General features: G+C 35.6%; 15 protein-coding genes. 7 read left to right on the top strand and 8 right to left on the bottom strand.

The genetic code is table 11. The annotated features are described in order from the left end of the window. The first annotated feature begins 3 nt into the window (after window positions 1-3). Both fucP and AC13DP_RS10910 read left to right on the top strand, forming a co-directional pair. Complete coding sequence (fucP, locus tag AC13DP_RS10915) at window positions 4-1,338, top strand: L-fucose:H+ symporter permease (RefSeq protein ID WP_483067793.1); 1,335 nt, start codon at window positions 4-6, stop codon at window positions 1,336-1,338. Beyond that, window positions 1,335-1,670 (top strand): L-rhamnose mutarotase, encoded by a 336-nt coding sequence (locus tag AC13DP_RS10910; RefSeq protein ID WP_013073720.1) that lies wholly within the window; start codon window positions 1,335-1,337, stop codon window positions 1,668-1,670. The genes fucP and AC13DP_RS10910 overlap by 4 nt, the downstream gene beginning before the upstream one ends. A 51-nt stretch (window positions 1,671-1,721) precedes the next feature. Here AC13DP_RS10910 and AC13DP_RS10905 read toward each other — a convergent pair whose 3' ends face one another. From AC13DP_RS10905 to AC13DP_RS10895, 3 genes are all read right to left on the bottom strand, one after another. Then, the gene (locus AC13DP_RS10905) at window positions 1,722-2,618 is read right to left on the bottom strand and encodes a pirin family protein (protein WP_483067792.1); all 897 of its coding nucleotides are present in this window, start codon (window positions 2,616-2,618) and stop codon (window positions 1,722-1,724) included. Window positions 2,619-2,864: 246 nt separating this feature from the next. Beyond that, entirely contained in the window at window positions 2,865-3,512 is a 648-nt protein-coding gene (locus AC13DP_RS10900) for a nitroreductase family protein (protein ID WP_013073716.1), read from the bottom strand. A gap of 166 nt (window positions 3,513-3,678) precedes the next feature. Next, window positions 3,679-4,800: a 5-methyltetrahydropteroyltriglutamate--homocysteine S-methyltransferase gene (locus AC13DP_RS10895; RefSeq protein WP_483067791.1), complete on the bottom strand. Its 1,122-nt coding sequence runs from the start codon at window positions 4,798-4,800 to the stop codon at window positions 3,679-3,681. A gap of 159 nt (window positions 4,801-4,959) precedes the next feature. On the opposite strand from AC13DP_RS10895, the gene AC13DP_RS10890 reads away from it, so the two are divergent. Next, window positions 4,960-5,424 (top strand): Lrp/AsnC family transcriptional regulator, encoded by a 465-nt coding sequence (locus AC13DP_RS10890; RefSeq protein WP_013073714.1) that lies wholly within the window; start codon window positions 4,960-4,962, stop codon window positions 5,422-5,424. Between the two features lie 34 nt (window positions 5,425-5,458). Here AC13DP_RS10890 and AC13DP_RS10885 read toward each other — a convergent pair whose 3' ends face one another. From AC13DP_RS10885 to AC13DP_RS10865, 5 genes are read right to left on the bottom strand one after another with little or no spacing between them, the layout of a single operon-like run. Next, a complete protein-coding gene (locus AC13DP_RS10885) occupies window positions 5,459-6,289 on the bottom strand; it encodes a DUF4249 domain-containing protein (protein WP_272957620.1) in 831 nt (276 codons plus the stop codon). 4 nt (window positions 6,290-6,293) lie between these two features. Next, on the bottom strand, window positions 6,294-8,906 hold the full coding sequence (locus tag AC13DP_RS10880; RefSeq protein ID WP_483067790.1) for a TonB-dependent receptor: 2,613 nt from the start codon (window positions 8,904-8,906) through the stop codon (window positions 6,294-6,296). Next, a complete protein-coding gene (locus AC13DP_RS10875; RefSeq protein ID WP_483067789.1) occupies window positions 8,903-9,781 on the bottom strand; it encodes a FecR family protein in 879 nt (292 codons plus the stop codon). The genes AC13DP_RS10880 and AC13DP_RS10875 overlap by 4 nt, the downstream gene beginning before the upstream one ends. Continuing rightward, window positions 9,781-10,002, bottom strand: a complete 222-nt coding sequence (locus AC13DP_RS10870) for a hypothetical protein (protein ID WP_228249332.1) — start codon at window positions 10,000-10,002, stop codon at window positions 9,781-9,783. The genes AC13DP_RS10875 and AC13DP_RS10870 overlap by 1 nt, the downstream gene beginning before the upstream one ends. Before the next feature lie 42 nt (window positions 10,003-10,044). Continuing rightward, the gene (locus AC13DP_RS10865) at window positions 10,045-10,572 is read right to left on the bottom strand and encodes a sigma-70 family RNA polymerase sigma factor (RefSeq protein WP_272959623.1); all 528 of its coding nucleotides are present in this window, start codon (window positions 10,570-10,572) and stop codon (window positions 10,045-10,047) included. A 444-nt stretch (window positions 10,573-11,016) separates the two neighbouring features. Here AC13DP_RS10865 and AC13DP_RS10860 point away from each other — a divergent pair, with 444 nt between their 5' ends. From AC13DP_RS10860 to AC13DP_RS10845, 4 genes are all read left to right on the top strand, one after another. After that, complete coding sequence (locus AC13DP_RS10860; protein ID WP_483067788.1) at window positions 11,017-13,716, top strand: DEAD/DEAH box helicase; 2,700 nt, start codon at window positions 11,017-11,019, stop codon at window positions 13,714-13,716. A 189-nt stretch (window positions 13,717-13,905) separates the two neighbouring features. Next, window positions 13,906-15,060: an efflux RND transporter periplasmic adaptor subunit gene (locus tag AC13DP_RS10855; protein ID WP_013073708.1), complete on the top strand. Its 1,155-nt coding sequence runs from the start codon at window positions 13,906-13,908 to the stop codon at window positions 15,058-15,060. Window positions 15,061-15,093: 33 nt separating this feature from the next. Next, window positions 15,094-18,261, top strand: coding sequence for an efflux RND transporter permease subunit (locus AC13DP_RS10850; RefSeq protein WP_347407128.1), 3,168 nt, complete (start codon window positions 15,094-15,096; stop codon window positions 18,259-18,261). Window positions 18,262-18,286: 25 nt separating this feature from the next. Beyond that, window positions 18,287-19,834, top strand: coding sequence for an efflux transporter outer membrane subunit (locus AC13DP_RS10845; RefSeq protein WP_272959625.1), 1,548 nt, complete (start codon window positions 18,287-18,289; stop codon window positions 19,832-19,834). The last annotated feature ends 112 nt before the right edge of the window (window positions 19,835-19,946 follow it).

Below are 19,946 nucleotides of genomic sequence, written 5' to 3'. Positions count from 1 at the left end.
TTTATGGAAAAAAAAGAATCTAAAGTGCCCGTGGTAGCCAAATCGGTACTACTGCCATTCATCTTAATCACTTCTTTATTTGCATTGTGGGGTTTCGCAAACGATATCACAAACCCCATGGTTTCTGCTTTTAAAAAAGTACTGGAGCTTGATAATTTTCAGGCTTCGCTCGTACAGCTTGCATTTTACGGTGGCTATTTTACCATGGCACTACCGGCGGCAATTTTTGTAAACCGCTTTTCTTATAAAAAAGGAGTTTTGCTTGGCCTTGGCCTTTACGCTATAGGAGCATTACTTTTTTATCCTGCCGCAGCCTATGAGGAGTTTGGTTTCTTTCTGGCTGCGCTTTACATTTTAACCTTTGGCCTGGCTTTTTTAGAAACCACGGCAAATCCCTATATCCTGTCTATGGGAGCCGAAAAAACCGCGACCCAACGTCTTAATCTTGCTCAGGCTTTTAATCCTATGGGCGCGCTGTTGGGCCTGATTGTTGCCCAGAAGTTTATTCTAGCTTCCCTGCAATCAGATGACCTGTTACCCGATGGGACTACGGTTTATTCTACGCTGGGGGATGAGGCTAAGGCTGTTGTTCGTACAGCTGATCTGGCCGTGATACGTGATCCTTATGTTTTATTAGGGATTGTGGTAATAGGCTTTTTATTGGTAATCAGTCTTGTGAATATGCCGCAAAATGCACATCAGGAAACCAAGGTAAAGATAGGGGGGGCAATTAAACGTCTTTTTAAGTCACGTAAATTTACTGGAGGAGTTATCGCACAGGCGTTTTATGTAGGAGCACAGATTATGTGCTGGACCTATTTATACCAGTATGCAGAATCATTTGGTATTGATAATACCAAAGCGGTCAATTATGGGATAGCCGCTCTTGTGGTTTTTCTTATTGGTAGATGGGTAGGAACCGGTTTACTAAAGTATATAGATTCCGGTAAATTATTGTTGTTTTTTGCGCTGGGTGCTTCTATCGCAACCTTGATTACGATTTTGGTACCGGGAATGATAGGTTTAATCGCATTAGTTTCTATTTCTTTCTTTATGTCGATTATGTTTCCCACAATCTACGGGATAGCACTTGAGGGGCAGGGAGAAGATGCTAAATTTGGTGCTGCTTTTTTGGTGATGGCTATTGTGGGAGGTGCGTTAATGCCTACCCTGCAGGGATTAATTCTAGATCTGGGGGGCGCAGGCTATACCGACGTTCAGATTTTAGGTGTCCCCGAAGTCAATTTTTCGTTTATTCTGCCGCTGGTTTGTTTTATAATTATCGGTATTTATGGCAGGGATGTTTACAAAAAATATAATTTAGAAACTACCTTATGAAATTAAATAGACTTTGTTATGCCTGTGATCTTATTAATGATGCCGGGCTTATTGAAGAGTATGAAACTTATCATCAAAAGATTTGGCCAGAAATAGAAAAAAGTATTCTTGAGGCAGGCATTGCCGATATGGAAATTTACCGATGTGGAAACCGCCTTTTTATGATTACCGAAACTTCAGCCGATTTTGATCCTGAGGTTAAAAAACAAATGGATCTTGATAACCCAAAAGTGCAGGAATGGGAAAATTTAATGTGGAATTATCAACAGGCCATCCCGTTTGCTCATGAGGGCGAAAAATGGATCCCTATGAAACGAATTTTTAAGCTTTAGAAATTTTCTTAATCGAAAGTAAATCACCTCAAGAATTTGCCCTGAGGGGATTTATTTAAATTTGGGTTCCGGTAAAGGCACATATTCTTTATCGTCATTTGGTATTTTAGGAAAAGCCTTAAGATTTTGATTTTTCCAATTTTGTTTTGCCTGTTCTAAAATCGATTTGTCTGAATTTACAAAATTCCAAAACATAAAGCGTTCTTCTTCAAAAGCGTCTCCTCCAAACAAATATAAGGTGGTTGCTCCATTGGTTTCAAACTCACATAAGCTGGCATTTTTAGCGATCAATAACTGTTTGGTTCCATAATCATTATTTTCAATTTTTACTGTACCATCTAGCACGTACATACCAACTTCTCCAAAAAGTTTATCTCCGATGTTTACCTTTTGTGGAGTTTTTGTTTTTATTTCGATGAAATAAAGAGGACTATGCACAGGAACCGGGGATTGTTTTCCTTTTATTTTTCCTGCAATTAGTTTATAGGTAACACCGCCTTCTTCCCAGGTAGGAATTTCATCTTTACTGATATGGAAAAATGAAGCCTCAGATTGCTCTAATTCTTTGGGAAGACCAATCCAAATTTGCAGTCCGTGTAAGAACTTATCTTCTTTCCGTAAATATTCAGGAGTTCTTTCAGAATGCACCACACCTTTACCGGCGGTCATCCAGTTAACTTCTCCTGGTTTAATTTCTATAGCATTTCCTAAACTATCTCTATGGAAAATTGCACCTTCAAAAAGGTAAGTGAGAGTAGAAAGTCCAATATGGGGATGTGGTGGTACATCTAAATTTTGATGCTCCTTTAAGCATGCCGGTCCCATGTGATCGATAAATACAAAGGGACCAACGGCTCGTTTTTGCCGGAAAGGTAGCAGCCTGCCAACTATAAAGTTTCCAATATCGGCCGCTTTTTCTTCTAAAATAAGACCTACGTTAGATTGCATTTTTAGTAGTTTTCATTTTTAATCTTTTCAGTTAGGTTCTAAAAAACAGTAATATTTCGTTTACATTTTATCCGATGAAAATAAGGTTATTTTCTTATATACATACGCTGTAAATTCAATTATATAACCGTAATATACATGTTTAATCACTCAGGATGGAATACTTAATATCTAATTCCCAAACCAAAAGATCCCGCCAATTTTTGACAGGATCTTAAATTTAATATTGGGGATTTTAGCAATCTTTTATTTCAGGTCTTCTAAGCTAACTTCAGTAATAAAATCCTCTTTAGGGGTTCTTACTTTTTTCATGTTTACTAACCAGTCATTTTCATCTTCACGATAACCTAATGGTAATAACAAGGTACTTTTATATCCTGTGCCTTCTAGTTGTAAGAGTTCATCCAGCTTCTCATTAAGGAAACCTTCCATAGGTGTGGTATCTACTTTTTGTTCGGCTGCGGCGGCAATGGCCATGGCAAAAGCAATATAACTTTGCTTAGAAGCATGATGTGCATGCCATTCCTGGCCTAGAGGTTCATAAATGCTAAGAATGTTAGCTTTGTAATCGTCCATATTGCTGTGCGGTAGCCCACGCTGATCCATGGTGTAGTTAAAAACTTCAGAAACACGCTCGTTGGTATATTTGTCCCATGCAACAAAAACAAGAAGATGAGAACAGTCAATAACCTGATTTTGGTTCCAGGCGATGTCTTTTATTTTTTCTAATAAGGCTTTATCTGAAATTACCAACACTTTATAAGGTTGCAAACCTGATGAAGAAGGTGATAATCGAGTAGCTTCTAAAATGTAGTCTATTTTTTCCTGGGGTACTTTCGTCCCATTCATTTTTTTAGTGGCATAACGCCATTTTAAATCGTCAATTAAGCTCATTATTTTTTTATTTATTCTTGTAGTATAATGGTCTCTAATGCTATCAAAAACTAACACTAACATTTAGGTTAGTGGTGATCTTTTTTGTTTTAGGGTATATTTTCTGAATAAAAAAGCCTCGCTGTAAGTACAAACGAAGCTTTAATTTTGAGCCGTTTCTGAAGGCTTATGCCCAGACTTCCTGAGAGATTTCTTTAATTAATTTTATTTTTTTCCATTGATCTTCTTCTGTTAGGATATTTCCTTCTTCAGTGGAAGCAAAACCGCATTGCGGACTCAAACTTAAACGCTCTAAATCTACATATTCTGCCGCTTCTTTTATTCGATTTATAATTACTTCCTTATTCTCTAAAGTTGCATTTTTACTGGTAAGTAATCCTAAAACAACTTTTTTATCCTTCGGGACAAATCTTAAAGGCTTAAAATCTCCAGAACGTTCATCGTCAAATTCCAGGTAAAAGTTTTCTACGTTTTCTTTTGCAAAAAGCGTATCAGCTATCGGCTCGTATCCACCTGAAGCCGCCCAGGTAGAATGATAATTTCCTCTGCAAACATGGGTTGATAATCGAAGATCTTCTGGTAAATTCTCCAGGGCCAGATTGTTTAACTTGAGATAAGTTTCTTTAAGCTCATCACGGTTATAACCTTCACCGGCCATAGTTTTCCAGAAATTGGCATCACATAGCATAGCCCAGGTACAGTCATCAATCTTTAGATCGCGACATCCCAAATCATATAATTTTAAAATAGTTTGATGATAAGCTGCTGCGATATCTTGAAATAATGCTTGCCTTTCTGGATAAAATTTGTTTACATAATCTTCATTATCACCTCTAACCAGTTCTGCATATAACTGTGCAGGGGCGGGAATGCTTTGCCTGGCGATATGATCTTTACCACAGTGCTTTTTTAGGAATGAAAAACTTTCAAATACAGGATGATCAGGATTAAATTTTAATTTTCCCGATAATCTAGCAGAGTCTTTTCTGGTTTCTTCTCCCTGAAATAAGTAGCCCTGATCTTTTAAAAAATGCTCAATACCGTCAAATCCCCAGAAGAAATCGAGATGCCAGTAACTTTGCCTAAATTCTCCATCAGATAAAGATGTAAGTCCTGCTTTTTTTTGATTTTCGACTAGGTTGATAATTTCTTCGTCTTCGACCTTTTTTAGCTCCTCTGCCGTAATCTCTTTTTTAGCGAATTGTTCCCTGGCTTTCTTTAAGCGGTCGGGACGTAAAAAACTACCTACGATATCAGTTTTGTTTTGGATACTTGAGTGAATACACATAATTATTTTTTAGGTTTTTATATTGGCCAAAGTTATATATTGAGGTTTTTTTATCTAAACTTTGGTTTAAATTCAGTTTTAATAACTTCTTAAGCTTGATTTTTAGGAATATTGTATTTTTAATTGACTAATTTGCAATCTTAAACAGAATATTATCCTATGGAAAACTTAGATGAGGTTGATCTTAAACTTTTAAAAATACTTCACAATAACTCCAATTTTACCGTAAAAGAGTTGGCAAAGCAAGTAAACTTATCTGCTTCTCCGGTTTTTGAACGATTAAAAAGACTGGAGAAAAATGGGTATATAAAAAAGTATATTGCTATTTTGGATGCAGAAAAGCTGCATCAGGGATTTATTGTTTTTTGTAATATCAAGCTAAAAAAACATGATAGGACTATCGGCAATCAATTTGTGGCCGATATTATGGAGATCGATGAGGTTGTGGAATGTTATAACACTTCTGGAGATTTTGATTTTTTACTGAAAGTGTATGCCAGGAATATGAAGCATTACCAGGATTTTGTATTTAATAAACTTGGCGGAGTAAAAAGTATTGGCAGTACGCACAGTACTTTTGTAATGACTGAAATTAAAAATACGTACGGGATAGGAATTATTTAGTGAAATATACACCTTTGATGTTTAATCGATATCACTATTGTATGGTATATCTAAAACGTATTCCCTGTGATAACCTGAAGTAACCAAAAGCAAAATTCTCAGGATTCGTTTCGTTTACAAGATTACCACGAATGTTTGCAGGTGGAGTGCCAAACGGATTGGCCACCGCGCTTTCCAGGATTAGTTCCATATAATCATGAAACTGCTCTGAAATTGCACGAAAAGTAATATCTATTTCACTGCCGGGCTCCAGATCCTCATGAGAGAAATTTTGGTACATTTCATTGCCGTTAAAAAAATCATCACTGGAAAGATCATATTCCGGAAAATTAAGCACATCGCTTTGAAAGTCGGCCAGGTAAAAATTGGTTTCTTCTTCAGGATCATTATAATAAAACCTAACCTCCTTATCCTCTCCTAAAAAACCGCCATCTTCATATTGTTCGATTCGGGTAACTTCAGGAGAGGCGATTAAGCTTTCTGTAGCCGTATACACTTCTCCGTCTACAATAACATTTAAGGTATAATTGCCGCCTATTTCAGGATCAAAGTTCGTACAGGTGTAGCTTCCTGGAGTTTCGGTTTCGGTAAAATAGAAAATTTTATTATTTTCATTTTTAATGGTTACAGTTGCTCCGGAAACACGAGTGACCTCAGTATTGTAATAATCGGTTAGTCTGGAAAGATAGATGGTTTGATTTTCTCCAGTAGCACCCGAAAGCCAAAGAATTTCTGCATCTACCACCAGTCTGGGCTCTCCTTGTTCCAGATTCACATCAACAACGTCTTCGCAGGAAGAAGTGCTAAACATTAACAGCAGTATAAAAATATAAAGTAGGGGATATGTTGATATTAGAGATTTCATAGAGTTAAAACTTAAAATTATAAGAAACGCTTGGTAAAATACCGAAAATCGATAACCTTCTGGCTTCGTTTATTCCGGTATCATCGTTGGTAGTAAATCTTATAGATGCTGCATTCTTTCTGTTATAAACATTGTAAATACTAAATACCCAGTAGCTTTTCCAACTTTTCTCCCTGTTAGGCTTTGGGGTAAGCGTTGCCGCAAGGTCTAAATGATGATAGAGGGGTAATCGATTTTCGTTTCTTATAGAATAATTAGGCACTGGGATGCCTCCAAATTCGTAATAGCCGTTTGGGTAGGTTACCGGCTGTCCCGATTGTAGCGCAAAGTTTGCACTAAAAGACCACTTTTTAGTATACTCGTAATTGCCGGTAATACTAAGGTTATGCAATTTGTCGTAAGGGGATAAATACCAGTTACCGTTAGCGATCCCGGGTTCTTTTGGAGTCCTTCCTTCGGTTTTTTGTTCAGCACGGGATAAGGTATAAGAAATCCAACCGGTTAAATCACCACTGTTTTTTCTAAGTAATACTTCTAATCCGTAAGCCCTGGCTTTACCGTTTAACAGTACCTGCTCGATATCATTATTAGCAATAAGATTGGCGCCGTCTACATAGTCGATTCGGTTACTTATGTTTTTATAAAAAGCTTCCGTTTCCAGACTGTATCTATTATTGTTAAAATTCCTAAAATACCCTAAAGCGTATTGATCTAAAATCTGAGGTTGGATAAATGGTCCACTGGGCGTCCAAATGTTTACCGGGGTTGGTGACTGGCTGTTAGAAACAATATGTAAGTATTGCGCCATCCGGTTGTAACTTGCTTTAATCGAGGATTCATCATTTAATATATATGATAATGCCGCTCTTGGTTCTAAATTATTAAAGCTCGATATCACTTCACCAGACCCATAAAATTTTGTTCCTATAGGCGTTCCTTCCTGATAAATATTATAAACAGGATTGTATTCTACTGGGCTGTTTTCATAAATATTTACCTCTTGTTGCCCGTATCTGTAAAATGTGCTGTATCTAAGACCGTATCGTATTTCTAAGTGATCTCCGATCTTTTGGTTAACATCAATATAGGCAGAGGGTTCTAGTGCATATTTACGATCTAATTCCCTGTAATTTACGGTAGATTCACTACTGTTAGGGATTAATATGCCTGGATTAAAATCGTAGTAAGTAGCCTCTATACCGTAATTAAGCTGAACGTCTTTTGATATGTAATGTTGCCAGCCATATTTTAATCCATAACTTGCTATACCGCTATCCCAATTAAAACTAAGGGTATTTAAATTGAGCCCAAATTGGTAGTCACTATAGAAAATCGATAAATCGCTGGTGACATCTTTAGTAAAACGATGTTTCCAGTTTATCTTTCCCATGGTATTTCCATATCTGCTGGAGAAACTATCACTAATATCAAAAACATCTTTTCCTAAATAGCCTGAAAAATGCAGACTGTTATTTTCGTTGAGTTGATAGTTCAGTTTAGCATTAAGATCGTAAAATTTAGCTGAGTTTTCATTATCGGCAAGTTGCAAAAACAAGTGAGCATAAGAGGTCCTTCCTGCCAGCATAAAGGAAGCTTTGTCTTGTTGTAAGGGGCCTTCAACTTTCAGTTTACTTGAAATTAAACCCACGCCACCTTCAAACTTAAAATCCTTATAATCACCGTTATTCTGGGTGATATCTAGAACAGAAGAAACCCTGCCACCGTACTTAGAAGGGATTCCCCCCTTATAAAGATCCAGGGAATTTACCGCATCGGCGTTAAAAACCGAGAAAAATCCAAAAAGATGGGAGTCACTGTAAATAGGAACATTATCTAATAAGATTAGATTTTGATCTGCTGCGCCACCACGAACATTAAATCCTGACGAACCTTCACCTGCATTAGTAACTCCCGGCAGTGTAAGTAAAGATTTTAAAGGATCGGGTTCCCCCAAAGCTACCGGTATTTGCTTAATTTCTTTCATGCTAAGGCTGTTCATGCTCATTTGGGGTTTTTTAATATTAGTCGCCTTATTATTTTGTTCAATAATCACTTCTTCTAAGGTTTCACCGCCAGGTTGCATTTGAAGGCTCCAATCCATATCGCGATTAAGTAAGATGCTTTTAGTAATGCTATTATAACCTAAAAAGCTAATGGTGACTTCATGTCTTCCCTGCGGAAGCTGCAGTGAGAATTTGCCTTCCTCATCGGTAGTCGTCCCCTTTTGAAGTTTCTGAACTGTAATACTGGCTCCAAAAAGAGGCTGATTATTCTCGTCATAAATACTTCCCGAAAGAGTGTGGGGTGACTGAGTATCCATCTTGATTCCATGGGGTTTTATTGTAATATTATTACCCAGCGCCTTAAAATCGTGCGGAAGTTTATGGTTAAGTTCTTTGATTAAATCGCTGATACTGATGTTTTCATAATCCATCTCGATATTAAAAGTGAGTTGAGAACTAATTTCTTCGGCATAAGCCAGTTTATAATCAGATTGTTTTTCGATCTGATCTTTAAGCGTATTCATCGTATTCCCTTTCTCAATCTTTATGGTGAGATTTTGGCAGTTAAGGCCGAAGCCATAAATACATACAAAACAGATTAAAAAATATTTCATTTCTTAATAATATTATTGGTTGGTGCAGACGTTTGTTTTCTAAAGATCACCGTGTTATTGAAGCGATCTATGCTGTAGTTAAGATTGTGTATTTCTGCAAGTATTTTTAGAGGGATCTCAATATCTTCTTCTTTCTTTATCCGCAGTGTGATTTGTTTACTTAAAAAAGCTTCTGGAACAGCTATTTTAAATGCATATTCTTGTTCAAGAAAACTAATGATGTTTTTTACACTCTCTTTTTCAAAGTCTATATGGTTTTTGAAATGCTGGATCTTAGTCGCTCCATCTTCAAGAATAAATTCTTCTCCCGGTAACAAAATCCAGTTTTTAGATTGTCCCTGAACAGTCATTTTCACTTTGCCTTCATGCAATTTCACACGCGTCTGGATTTCATTTTCAGCAATGGTAAAGGACGTTCCTAAAGCCGTAGTTATGGTTTTGTTATTAATCACTTTAAAAGGATGATTTTTGTCTTTTCTAACTTTAAAAAAGGCATTTCCTTGCAAAGAAACCTCCCGATTATTGCTATAGTCTTTAGAATAAGTGATTTTTGAATGTGATTGAAGCCTAATTTCACTACTATCAGGTAAAAAAATCAATTTAAGTTTATTTCCTGGATTTTCAATATGTATGACGGAAGCAATTTGCTGTGCTGGTTGATTGATACGATTTAGGATGTAAAAACCAGTTCCTAAAATCACCATTATCGCAATAGCAGCAGCATACTTTATGAAAGTAGAGGTTTTAGGATAAGGATGTTTTAAATGATTACTAGAGAATTTTTCCCAGGACTTTTCTTTTTCGGTGGAAGGAATTTCAGGTGAATTTTCTTTCCAGTACTTATCGAATTTTTTTTCGATTTCGCTTTTCTTCATCAGGAAGCTTTAAGTAGTTCGCAATTAAATCCTTCGCTTTTAATGCTAGTGAGAAAGTGATCTTTAATAATTTCTGTCTTAGAAGATACAATGATTAGAATTTCATCTTCTAGAGTAAAAGGATGAATTTCACAATCTGAAAAATTGAACGCCAGTACCTTTAAAAGATAAACCAATCGCTCCTGTTCGATAATATCTAATTTATAAATCTCGAAAATCATATTGAGCATTTTTATACAATACAATTGGGAGCGTAAAAGTTCCTAAGCCTTTTTGATATTTTTTCGGATAAAATTATTTGCCAGGTAAATATGGTTGGCGATCGTTTTTTGTGAAAGTTGGGTAAGGCTAGCAATTTCCTGGTAAGAATAATTGTCGATTTTGTGTAACTTGAAAATCTTTTTTTGTTGAACCGGAAGTTCTTCTATTAATTTATGTAGCTTTTCTTTTTTGAAGTTGGTCTCATTTTCCGGCTCGTCGTTTTCTATTTTACTGTTAAGAAAATCGGGTTGAAGCGGAATTATTTTTTTCTCCCGGTTAAGATGATTGAATATAATGTTTTTACAAATCACTATAATCTGTGCTTCTAGCGGCACATCTTCTTTTAACTGATGCCTGTTTTTGTAGATTTTTAAAAAGGTTTCCTGAATAAAATCTTGTGGGGTGAATACTTTAAAATTGAATTTTTTGCAGATATGAAAAAGTTTATCGTAATAAAGAAAATAGATCTCTTTAAAGCTTGTTGTTTTGCCTTTCTTTAAATCTAGAATGATCTTTTGGTTATTTTCCATCAACGATTAGACGCGGTTTTCTATAAAACGTTAATAGCTATAATTTAATTATATCTAAATTTATCATTAATAGCAGATTTGTTTAATTTAAAATTAGATTGTAGATTTGTCAGCCCTTTTTTTAATTATTGTTTAATTTTCGACAATTAATAAGAGGTTAAAAAAATTCCTAAAACAGGGAAAACAAAAATATAGGTGATTTAGGTCACTCGTAGATTTAAAAAAATATTTTTTGAATCTTAAAATTTAGTTGTGTTGTTTGTTCCAAGAAATTGGAACTTGTAGGTAAACCTTTTAAGGCTTTTTAGCCTTGGGAATACCAATGAGAAGCTTTTTTCCGTTGATTCGGGAAGAGGCTTTTTTGTTTTTAAGGCTTATTAAAAATGTGTTTCTTAAAAAGGCGTTTAAAGATTTTGTAAATTTGAGATCAATATAATTATCAGGGTGAAGTTTAAACCAAAAGATTTTTACTCTTATTTTAAGGAATGTTACCGGTTGGATAATAAGGAATTTATTATTCAGAATATTTTATACAGTAAATATCCTTACAAATGGTTTATTAGTAATAAGGAAGAATTATTGCATGAGGGCTTGTCTTTAATCCCTTACCCTAATAAGAAATATAAAGAATTAGATAAAGAATTAAGTCTATATAATTTAGAAAAACAGCTATTTTACGCTTGTTTTTTTATTTTAGGAAAAGGGAATAATCCATTAACAAAGGATAATCGAATTTGTACTCCGCTCTTTTTATTTCCTGCCGAATTAGAGATCATCGATGAACTTAGTTATATAAGAATTGATCGTTCCAATTACGAAATCAATAGATATGCCCTTCAATTACTGGATTTAAAGGATAATAATTTAGATAAAGATGCTTTCGTAAAAGCGCTTTCTCTTAAATTAGAAGAGAATGATAATTTAATTGGGTTAAAAAGTTTCCTCGATCGCAGTGTGCTTAATTTGGATACGGAGGATCTCTTGTTATTTCCAACCGTATGGCCCATTACTCGGGTAAGAAAGTATCTTAACCAAGATCATTTTAAAGATTATAATTATAAAATAGTTCCGTCTGCTGGAACCATTTTAGCTGAAAAATCAGAATCTTCAATCAGAATTTTGACTGATTTAGAAGGGATGGCTGAAGATGAGATGTTTAGTCGAAATCTGGCAGAATTACTAAACGGAGAAAGGGTTGCGCCTAAAGATTATAGAAGTATTTATAAAAACAGGTTAAATTATGAGCAGTACGAAGCACTTAAAAATGCCAATAAGTTTTCTAATTCTGTAATTGTAGGCCCTCCTGGTACAGGAAAAAGTTATACGATAAATTCTATAGTTGCAGATGCTGTTATGAATAATGAATCGGTTTTGGTGGTATCTAAAACCAAGCAAGCTGTAGAAGTGATAAGGGGAATGTTGGAGGATGATTTTAAACTTAAAGATTATCTTATTCATACTACAGGATTTAATTATAAAGCTAGTTTAAAGTCAAAAATTAGAAAGTATCTAAGTGGTATCGCAGGTAGAAAAACAAACATTAATCTAGACAGGCTTGACACTTTGATTACTGAGCTTGAAAAGCTAGAGTCGGAATTTGAGCATTTAATCGAGCAGGAACTCAGACTGTCAAATCTGGAATTCAGTGATAATCTAAGTTTATGGGATAAGTTAGAGAAGTTTTACTTTACCAATATTACCTACAGTGGAGAACAATTACTTCCTAAGTTCGATAAAATGAATACGGTCTTTAAACAACTGGAAAGGGAAATAAGCATATTTTCTAAACATAAAATTGCTAGTAACATTAACAAGAACTCATTGCATTATAGAAGTGATATTTCTAAATTCTACGATGCTTTGGATTCCACTAGTTTTTCGATTTACAAGAAAATTTTAGAAGATGTTGATCATCGTAGTATATTAAAGGTATTTCCTGTTTGGCTGGCAAATCTTTCAGATTTGAACTCCATTTTACCTTTAAAAGATGATATTTTTGATTTAGTACTTATTGATGAGGCAACGCAATGCGATATTGCTTCAGCGCTGCCTGCAATTTACAGGGCCAAACGAGTAGTTATTATTGGAGATCCTAATCAACTTAGGCATTATTCATTTGTTTCAGAAGCTCAACAACGTAAGTTGAGAAAGAAGTATAACATACCAGAAGATAAAATATTTGACTATCGAAACAGGAGTATTTTAGATTTATATATTTCTAAAATTCAAGATCAGCATCAAATTACTTTTTTAAGAGAACATTTTAGATCTACTCCATCTTTAGTAGAATTTAGTAACCAGAAATTTTATAATGGGCAGCTAGAAGTTTTAAAATCTACTCCAGATCACATAAATAAAAATCAATTAGATTATTTTAAGGTAGATGGATTTCGTAATGATAAAGGGGTAAATAAAATCGAAGCGGAATTTATTATAAAAAAATTGAAATCAATTTTTTTCAAATATAAAGATGCTCCAAAAAAGCCCAGTGTAGGCATAATATCTCCTTTTAATTCACAAATTTTATATATAAAAAGTTTAATCCGCAGTAATTTTGAATTAAATGAAATTAAACAGTTTCAACTTCTTTGCGGAACGCCTTATACTTTTCAGGGGTCTGAAAGAGAAATTGTTCTTTTATCTTTTTGTGTATGTAATGAAACCCATCATTCTGCGTTTATTCATTTAAACAAACCCGAAGTATTTAATGTAGCTATTACGAGAGCTAAATCTTACCAGGCCATAATTACTTCAGTGGAGATTTCAAAATTGAATCAAAATTCTCTACTTTTTGAATATTTAAATTTTATAAAAGATTTTAATCATGAAGCAGATAATAGTGAAGAAAGGGATATTTTTCAGGAAGAAGTGGTAAACTTTCTTCACGAAAAAGGATTCAATAATATCGAATGTGGATATCCTGTGGCTGGTAGTATCTTAGATATTCTTGTTTCTAATGAAAAAGAAAATTATTTTATAGATTTAATTGGTTATCCGGGTAATTTTAAAAATGCTTTTAGCTTAGAGCGATATAAAACCTTAGCCCGAACGGGAATTAGATGTTTTCCCCTGCATTATAGTTTATGGAAACGTAAGCCATATAGTGTACAGAATAGCTTATTGAAGTTTCTCAATAAGATTTAAGGCTTAAAATATCCCACGTTAATCATAGAAATAGGATTATTGTGTGGCATTAATCAACAAATTGTGTGGTGGTGCTAAGTGCAGAATACCCCAAAAACTCATAAAAAAGTATTAAAAACCATATCCGAGAACGTTTGAAATTAAAAGGTATGTAAATTGTTACATCCATAACAGAAATAATCTCTACTTATGGATAAGAAATATAAATTTTCAATGGTGAACAAATTTGCAATACTTTTCATTTCATGTACTCTTTTAAGCCTTACTTCCTGCAAGGAAGAAGAAAAGGTGGATGAAGGATTACCGCTGCCAGTGGTATCCCTTAAAGAGCAAAATGCCTCTAAAGGTTTTGAATATATCGGTTCTATAGAAGGAGTTGAAACAGTAGAAATTCGTCCTCAGGTAGATGGGATTTTAGAAGAAATTTATGTAGATGAAGGTGATTTTGTTGAAAAAGGACAGCCATTATTTAAAGTTAATAGTCAGCCTTATATGGAAGATTATAAAAACGCAATGGCCAATGTAGCCTTAGAGAGAGCAAAAGTCGAAAAAGCAAAAAGTGATTTAGACCGTTTACAACCACTAATTGATAACGAAGTGATTTCTGAAGTACGAAAGAAATCTGTAGAAGCCGATTATCAGGTAGCCTTATCTTCCTTAGAAAGAGCGCAGGCACAGGCAGCCAATATGAGAATCAATCTTAATTTTACCACAATTAAAGCTCCCGTAAGCGGATTTATGGGGAGAATTCCTAAATCTCCAGGTAACGTGGTTAAGCAAACAGATGAAAAACCACTTACCATATTATCTAAAGTAGATGATATTTATGTGTATTTCTCTATGAGCGAGTCTGATTATTTGTACTACGAAAGAGCAAAAAACGATACTCTTTACAATAAAATGAATAATAAGGTAAAGTTGGTTTTAGCCGACGGATCTGTTTACGAACATACCGGGAAGGTAGATGCTAATTCTGGGCAAATCGACCGTAATACTGGTTCTATTACTTTAAGGGCGAGATTCCAAAACCCAGATACCCTGTTAAGATCGGGGAATACTGGTAAAATTTTAATGGAAGAAATTTATCCAAAAGCTATTTTAGTACCTCAAAGTGCCACAACATTTATTCAGGATAAAAAATTCGTTTTTGTTTTAGATGAAAATAATATAGCACAACGTAAAGAGATTATAACTGAAGGAAGATCTGGAGATAATTATATCGTAAGTTCTAAAAGTTTATCCCCAGACGATCGTATCGTGCTTTCTGGTTTGGATAAGTTGGCCAACGGCATTAAAGTAAAGCCTATTGAAAGAGGCCGTTTGTTATCCCAGGTTCAGGAATAAGCTCACTTTAACTACCCAATCAAATAAAATTGCATGTTTAAGAAAATAATAAAAAGGCCAGTCCTTACACTGGTTATCACTATCATATTGCTTTTAGCCGGGGCGGCAAGTATCACCTCTTTACCGGTAGAACGTTTTCCGGAAATTGCTCCGCCCAGTGTTAGTGTACAGGTATATTATCCAGGAGGTAACGCTGAAACCGTAGCAAAATCTGTTTTATTGCCTATTGAAGAGGCTATTAACGGGACAGAAAATATGTCTTATGCGAATTCTACCGCAACCAACTCGGGTAGAGGGCGTGTAACCGTTTATTTTAAACCCGGGACAGATCCAGATCTGGCTGCTGTCGATATTCAAAACCGAATTTCTACCATTACTTCTATGATCCCACCTGAAGTTTCTGAAGCAGGAATATCGGTGACGAAAAGGATGAAAGGGAGTATCATGACGATCAATATTTATAGTGATGATCCTACTTACGACGAAACCTTCTTAAACGCATTTACCAGAATTAATATTCGTAGGGAATTAAAGCGTGTAGACGGGCTTGCTGAAGCTTCTATTTTAAGACAGCGTGATTACGCTATGAGAATTTGGTTGAATCCGCAGAAAATGGCTTCTTACCAGTTAACGCCACGTGATGTTTATAATCAGATTAAAGATCAAAACTTCGAGGCGGCACCAGGTAAATTCGGAGAAAATTCAGAAGAGCTTTTTGAAATTATCATGAAGCACGATGGCCGATTTAGCCAGCCCGAAGATTACGAAAATCTGGTAATTAAAACTAAAGATGAAACCTCGTTGCATTTAAGGGATATTGCAAGAGTAGAATTTGGTGCTTCTAATTATACCAGTGAGAATAGATTAAACGGAAAACCATCGGTAACTATAGATATCGTACAGCAAAATGGAGCCAACGCAATGGAAATCGATAGTCGTATTCGTGAAATCCTAGAAGAGCAGTCACGTTTATTTCCAGATGATGTACATTACGAAATCACCTATAGTGTAAGAAACCAGATCGACGAATCGATGAGTCAGGTGGAACACACCCTTGTCGAAGCCTTTATTTTGGTTTTCCTGGTGGTTTTTATTTTCCTTCAGGATTTTAGAGCAACCTTAATTACTGCAATTTCTATCCCGGCATCTTTATTAGGTACTTTCTTTTTCTTAAATATCATAGGGGCCTCTATGAATGTTTTAAGTATGTTCTCCCTGGTGTTGGCTATTGGTATTGTGGTAGATGATGCCATTGTGGTGATGGAGGCTATACACGAAAAAATGACACATCATAAAATGCCGGTTAAAGAGGCTGTAAGTTCTGCAATGGACGAGATTACCGGAGCTATTATCTCCATTACGGTAGTAATTGCAGCGGTGTTTGTGCCGGTTGGATTTTTAAGCGGTCCTGTAGGGGTATTTTATCAGGAGTTTGCCTACACAATTATATTTGCCGTATTAATTTCTGCGATCAATGCACTTACTTTAACACCGGTTCTAAGTAAAATTTTCTTCGGGAAAAAGGATAGAAAAAAGGATAAACGAGGTATTGCAAGAGCAATTTCGAATTACAGGCAGTTTAGAAAGGCTAAAGTGTTACGTAGAAAAGGATTTAGGAAATTCGACACTTTCTTTGATCGTTTTACGCAAAAATATTTAAATGCCGTTCGTTGGATTTTAAATAGAAAATGGGTTGGTCTGGGAGCCTTGGCAGTTATTATTGGTCTAACCGTATTTTTATCTAAAATTACGCCCAGTGGATTTATTCCTACAGAGGATGATAACTTCCTGATTTTATCCATGAAAATGCCAGAGGGATCTTCATTGCATCGAACAAATGTTGCCTTAAGAAAAGCTGATTCGATATTGCAACAGCAACCCGCAGTAAAAGGAGTGAATACAGTATCTGGTTTTAATGTAGTAGACAATGCTAATAGTCCTTCTTCTGGTTTAGCTTATGTGCAATTAAACCCCGCTGATGATCGTGGCGAAATCCATGAGATTCAGGCAGTGATTAAAGATTTATTGTCAAAATTAGATGAAATACCGGAAACCGATTTCAATATGTATCCAAGGCCTACCGTACAGGGGTTTGGTAATTTTGACGGAGTGCAGTTTATGCTTCAGGATAGGGCTGATGGTGATTTAGGTGATTTTGGACAGATTGTAAATGAATTTATGAATACCCTTAATAATCAGAAGGAAGTTGAAAATGCCTTTACGTCGTTCAATCCTAATTTCCCACAATATCGTTTGGATATCGATTACGAAAAGGCAAAGAACATGGGGGTAAGCGTAAAAGATATGATGTTTACTATCCAGTCTTACTTTGGTAGGGTTCAGCCGGGAGATTTTAACCGGTTTAGCAGACAGTATGGTGTTTACATGCAATCTGATATTCAGTTCAGGGAATCCCCGGAATCATTTAATAGTATTTTTGTGAAAAATGATGAAGGTGAAATGGTGCCGGTTAATACGATTGTAAAACTTAAACAAACCTACGGTCCAGAGGTTGTTAACCGTTACAATCTTTATAATGCAGCAAAAATAAATGTTACTCCCGCAAAAGGATATAGTACCGGGGATGTAATGAATATGATCGAAGATCTTACCGCCAAGAAACTTCCGGCTACTTTAAGTTATGAGTGGACGAGTATGAGTTTAGAAGAAAAGAATTCTGGCGGGGATACGATTATTGTGTTTATCATCATCATCTTACTGGTATATTTTATTCTGGCTTCACAGTACGAAAGTTTCTTATTACCATTGGCCGTAATGTTGTCATTGCCGGTAGGTATTTTTGGGGTGTTTACAGCTATTAATATCGCAGGGATCGACAATAATATTTATGTCCAAATTGGTATTATAATGCTTATTGGTTTACTGGCCAAGAACTCTATTTTGATTGTAGAGTTTGTAGCTCAAAAGCGAAGGGCAGGTTTTACCGCCTTCGATGCGGTGATCGAGGCCAGTGCATTAAGGATTAGGCCCATTATTATGACGTCTTTGGCATTTACCGTAGGATTAGTACCGTTAATGTTTGCCGAAGGGTCATCAGCCCAGGGAAATCACTCGGTTAGTATTGGTACTGCAGGTGGAATGATAAGCGGAATTGTTTTGGGTATTTTTATAATTCCTGTTTTGGCTTATGTATTTCAGGTACTTCATGATAAAATGAATCTGGAACGTTATGCCGAGTAAACCAAAATCAATTAAAAAAACGAAGATGAAAACGAGTTTTCTTTCAACTATAAATTCAAACAATAAATCAAAACTTTCAGCAGGACTTGTAAAAGCTGCTCTAGGGGCTTTTGCAATCATCTTTGTGGTGAGTTGTAAAGTAGGAGAAGAATATACGCGCCCGGATTTTGGTGATGATGTTTCCTCAGAATTTTACGCGGGAGGAGAGAAAGAGGAGACCTTAGCTGTAGATTCACTAAATTCAAACGAAGTGAATAATGATACCATCCCAATGTCTGAAATTCCATGGAAAGATTATATTACAGATAGGGCATTACAAAACCTAATCGATACGGCTTTAGTAAACAATATCGATTTGCAAAAAGCCATGAAAAACATGGAAATTGGAATGGAAGAACTTGCGCAGTCTAAGGCAAATTTTTTCCCCTCCTTAAATGCGAGACCGGCAGAGTACCGTAGGGATTATTATTCTGAAAATTTTAATAACTATGGTTCTAATCGTGCCAGAAGAAACCATGGGGAAAATCCTCCGGAGAGCTTTTATACCGAGCGTTTAGAATATGCCTCTGCTTTGCAGGCCAACTGGGAAATTGATGTATGGGGGAAATTACGTTGGCAAAAAGAAGCGGCCCGTGCGCAGTTTATGAAGAGTAAGGAGTTTAAAAAAGCAGTGCAAACTTCGCTAATTTCAGAAGTTGCTGCAACCTATTTTAATCTTGTAATGCTTAAATCGCAGATAGAGGTTGCCCAGAAAAACTATGCCCTAAGCGATAGTACTTTAAATATCGTACAGTTGCAATACGATGCAGGAGAGTCTACTTCGCTGGCCATTCAGCAAACAAAATCACAAAAATTAAAGGCCAAAACTTTAATTCCGCAGTTAGAGCGTCAGTATGTGATTATGGAAAATAAGCTGAACCGTTTATTAGGACGCTCCCCTAGAGAAATACAAATTGATACCGATTTCGAGGATATAGAATTTCAAGAGAGATATACTTCAGGAGTACCTTTAGAATTAATTAAAAACCGTCCAGATGTGGCCATGTCTGAATATGAGCTTATCACTGCTAACGCCGATGCCGGTGTTGCCAATGCGTTGCGATATCCTTCATTGAGTATTGGTGCTTCAGCGGGTTTAAATTCGTTTAAATTAGAAGAATTTTTTGATCCTGTGGGCTCTGGTTTTGCTTTGTTAAACGGCGCTATTTTTCAGCCAATTTTTAATAATAGAAAACTAAAAACCAATTATAATGTCGCCTTATCCCAAAAGGAAATTGCTCAATTAGATTTTAAAGATGACCTTATTACAGCGATTGCAGACGTTTCTAACTCTTTGGCAAAAATGGAGAAGCTAAAGGAAGAATTTGCTATTGCGCAAGAGCGTATTGAGGTTACTCAAAAGGGACTAAAAGATGCCGGAATGCTTTTTAAAGGTGGTTATGCCAATTATCTGGAAGTGATCTCGGCACAAAGTGACGCTTTGGAAAGTGAACTTAATTTAATCAATATTAAAAATCAATTGCTAATCGCGAATGTAGAATTATATCGTAGTCTTGGCGGTGGCTGGCAATAATATCTTTTTAAAGTTGCAATTATTTGATAATCAACATTAAATACCTGGAGATAAAGTAAAAATTTCTAATTAATGCCTCATTGGTTTGCCTTGGGGTAGTTTAGTTATGTGG

Source organism: Zunongwangia sp. L-65 (assembly GCF_056859415.1).
The sequence above is the reverse complement of the archived record's forward strand: the minus strand, read 5'-3'. Positions and strand labels throughout refer to the sequence as shown.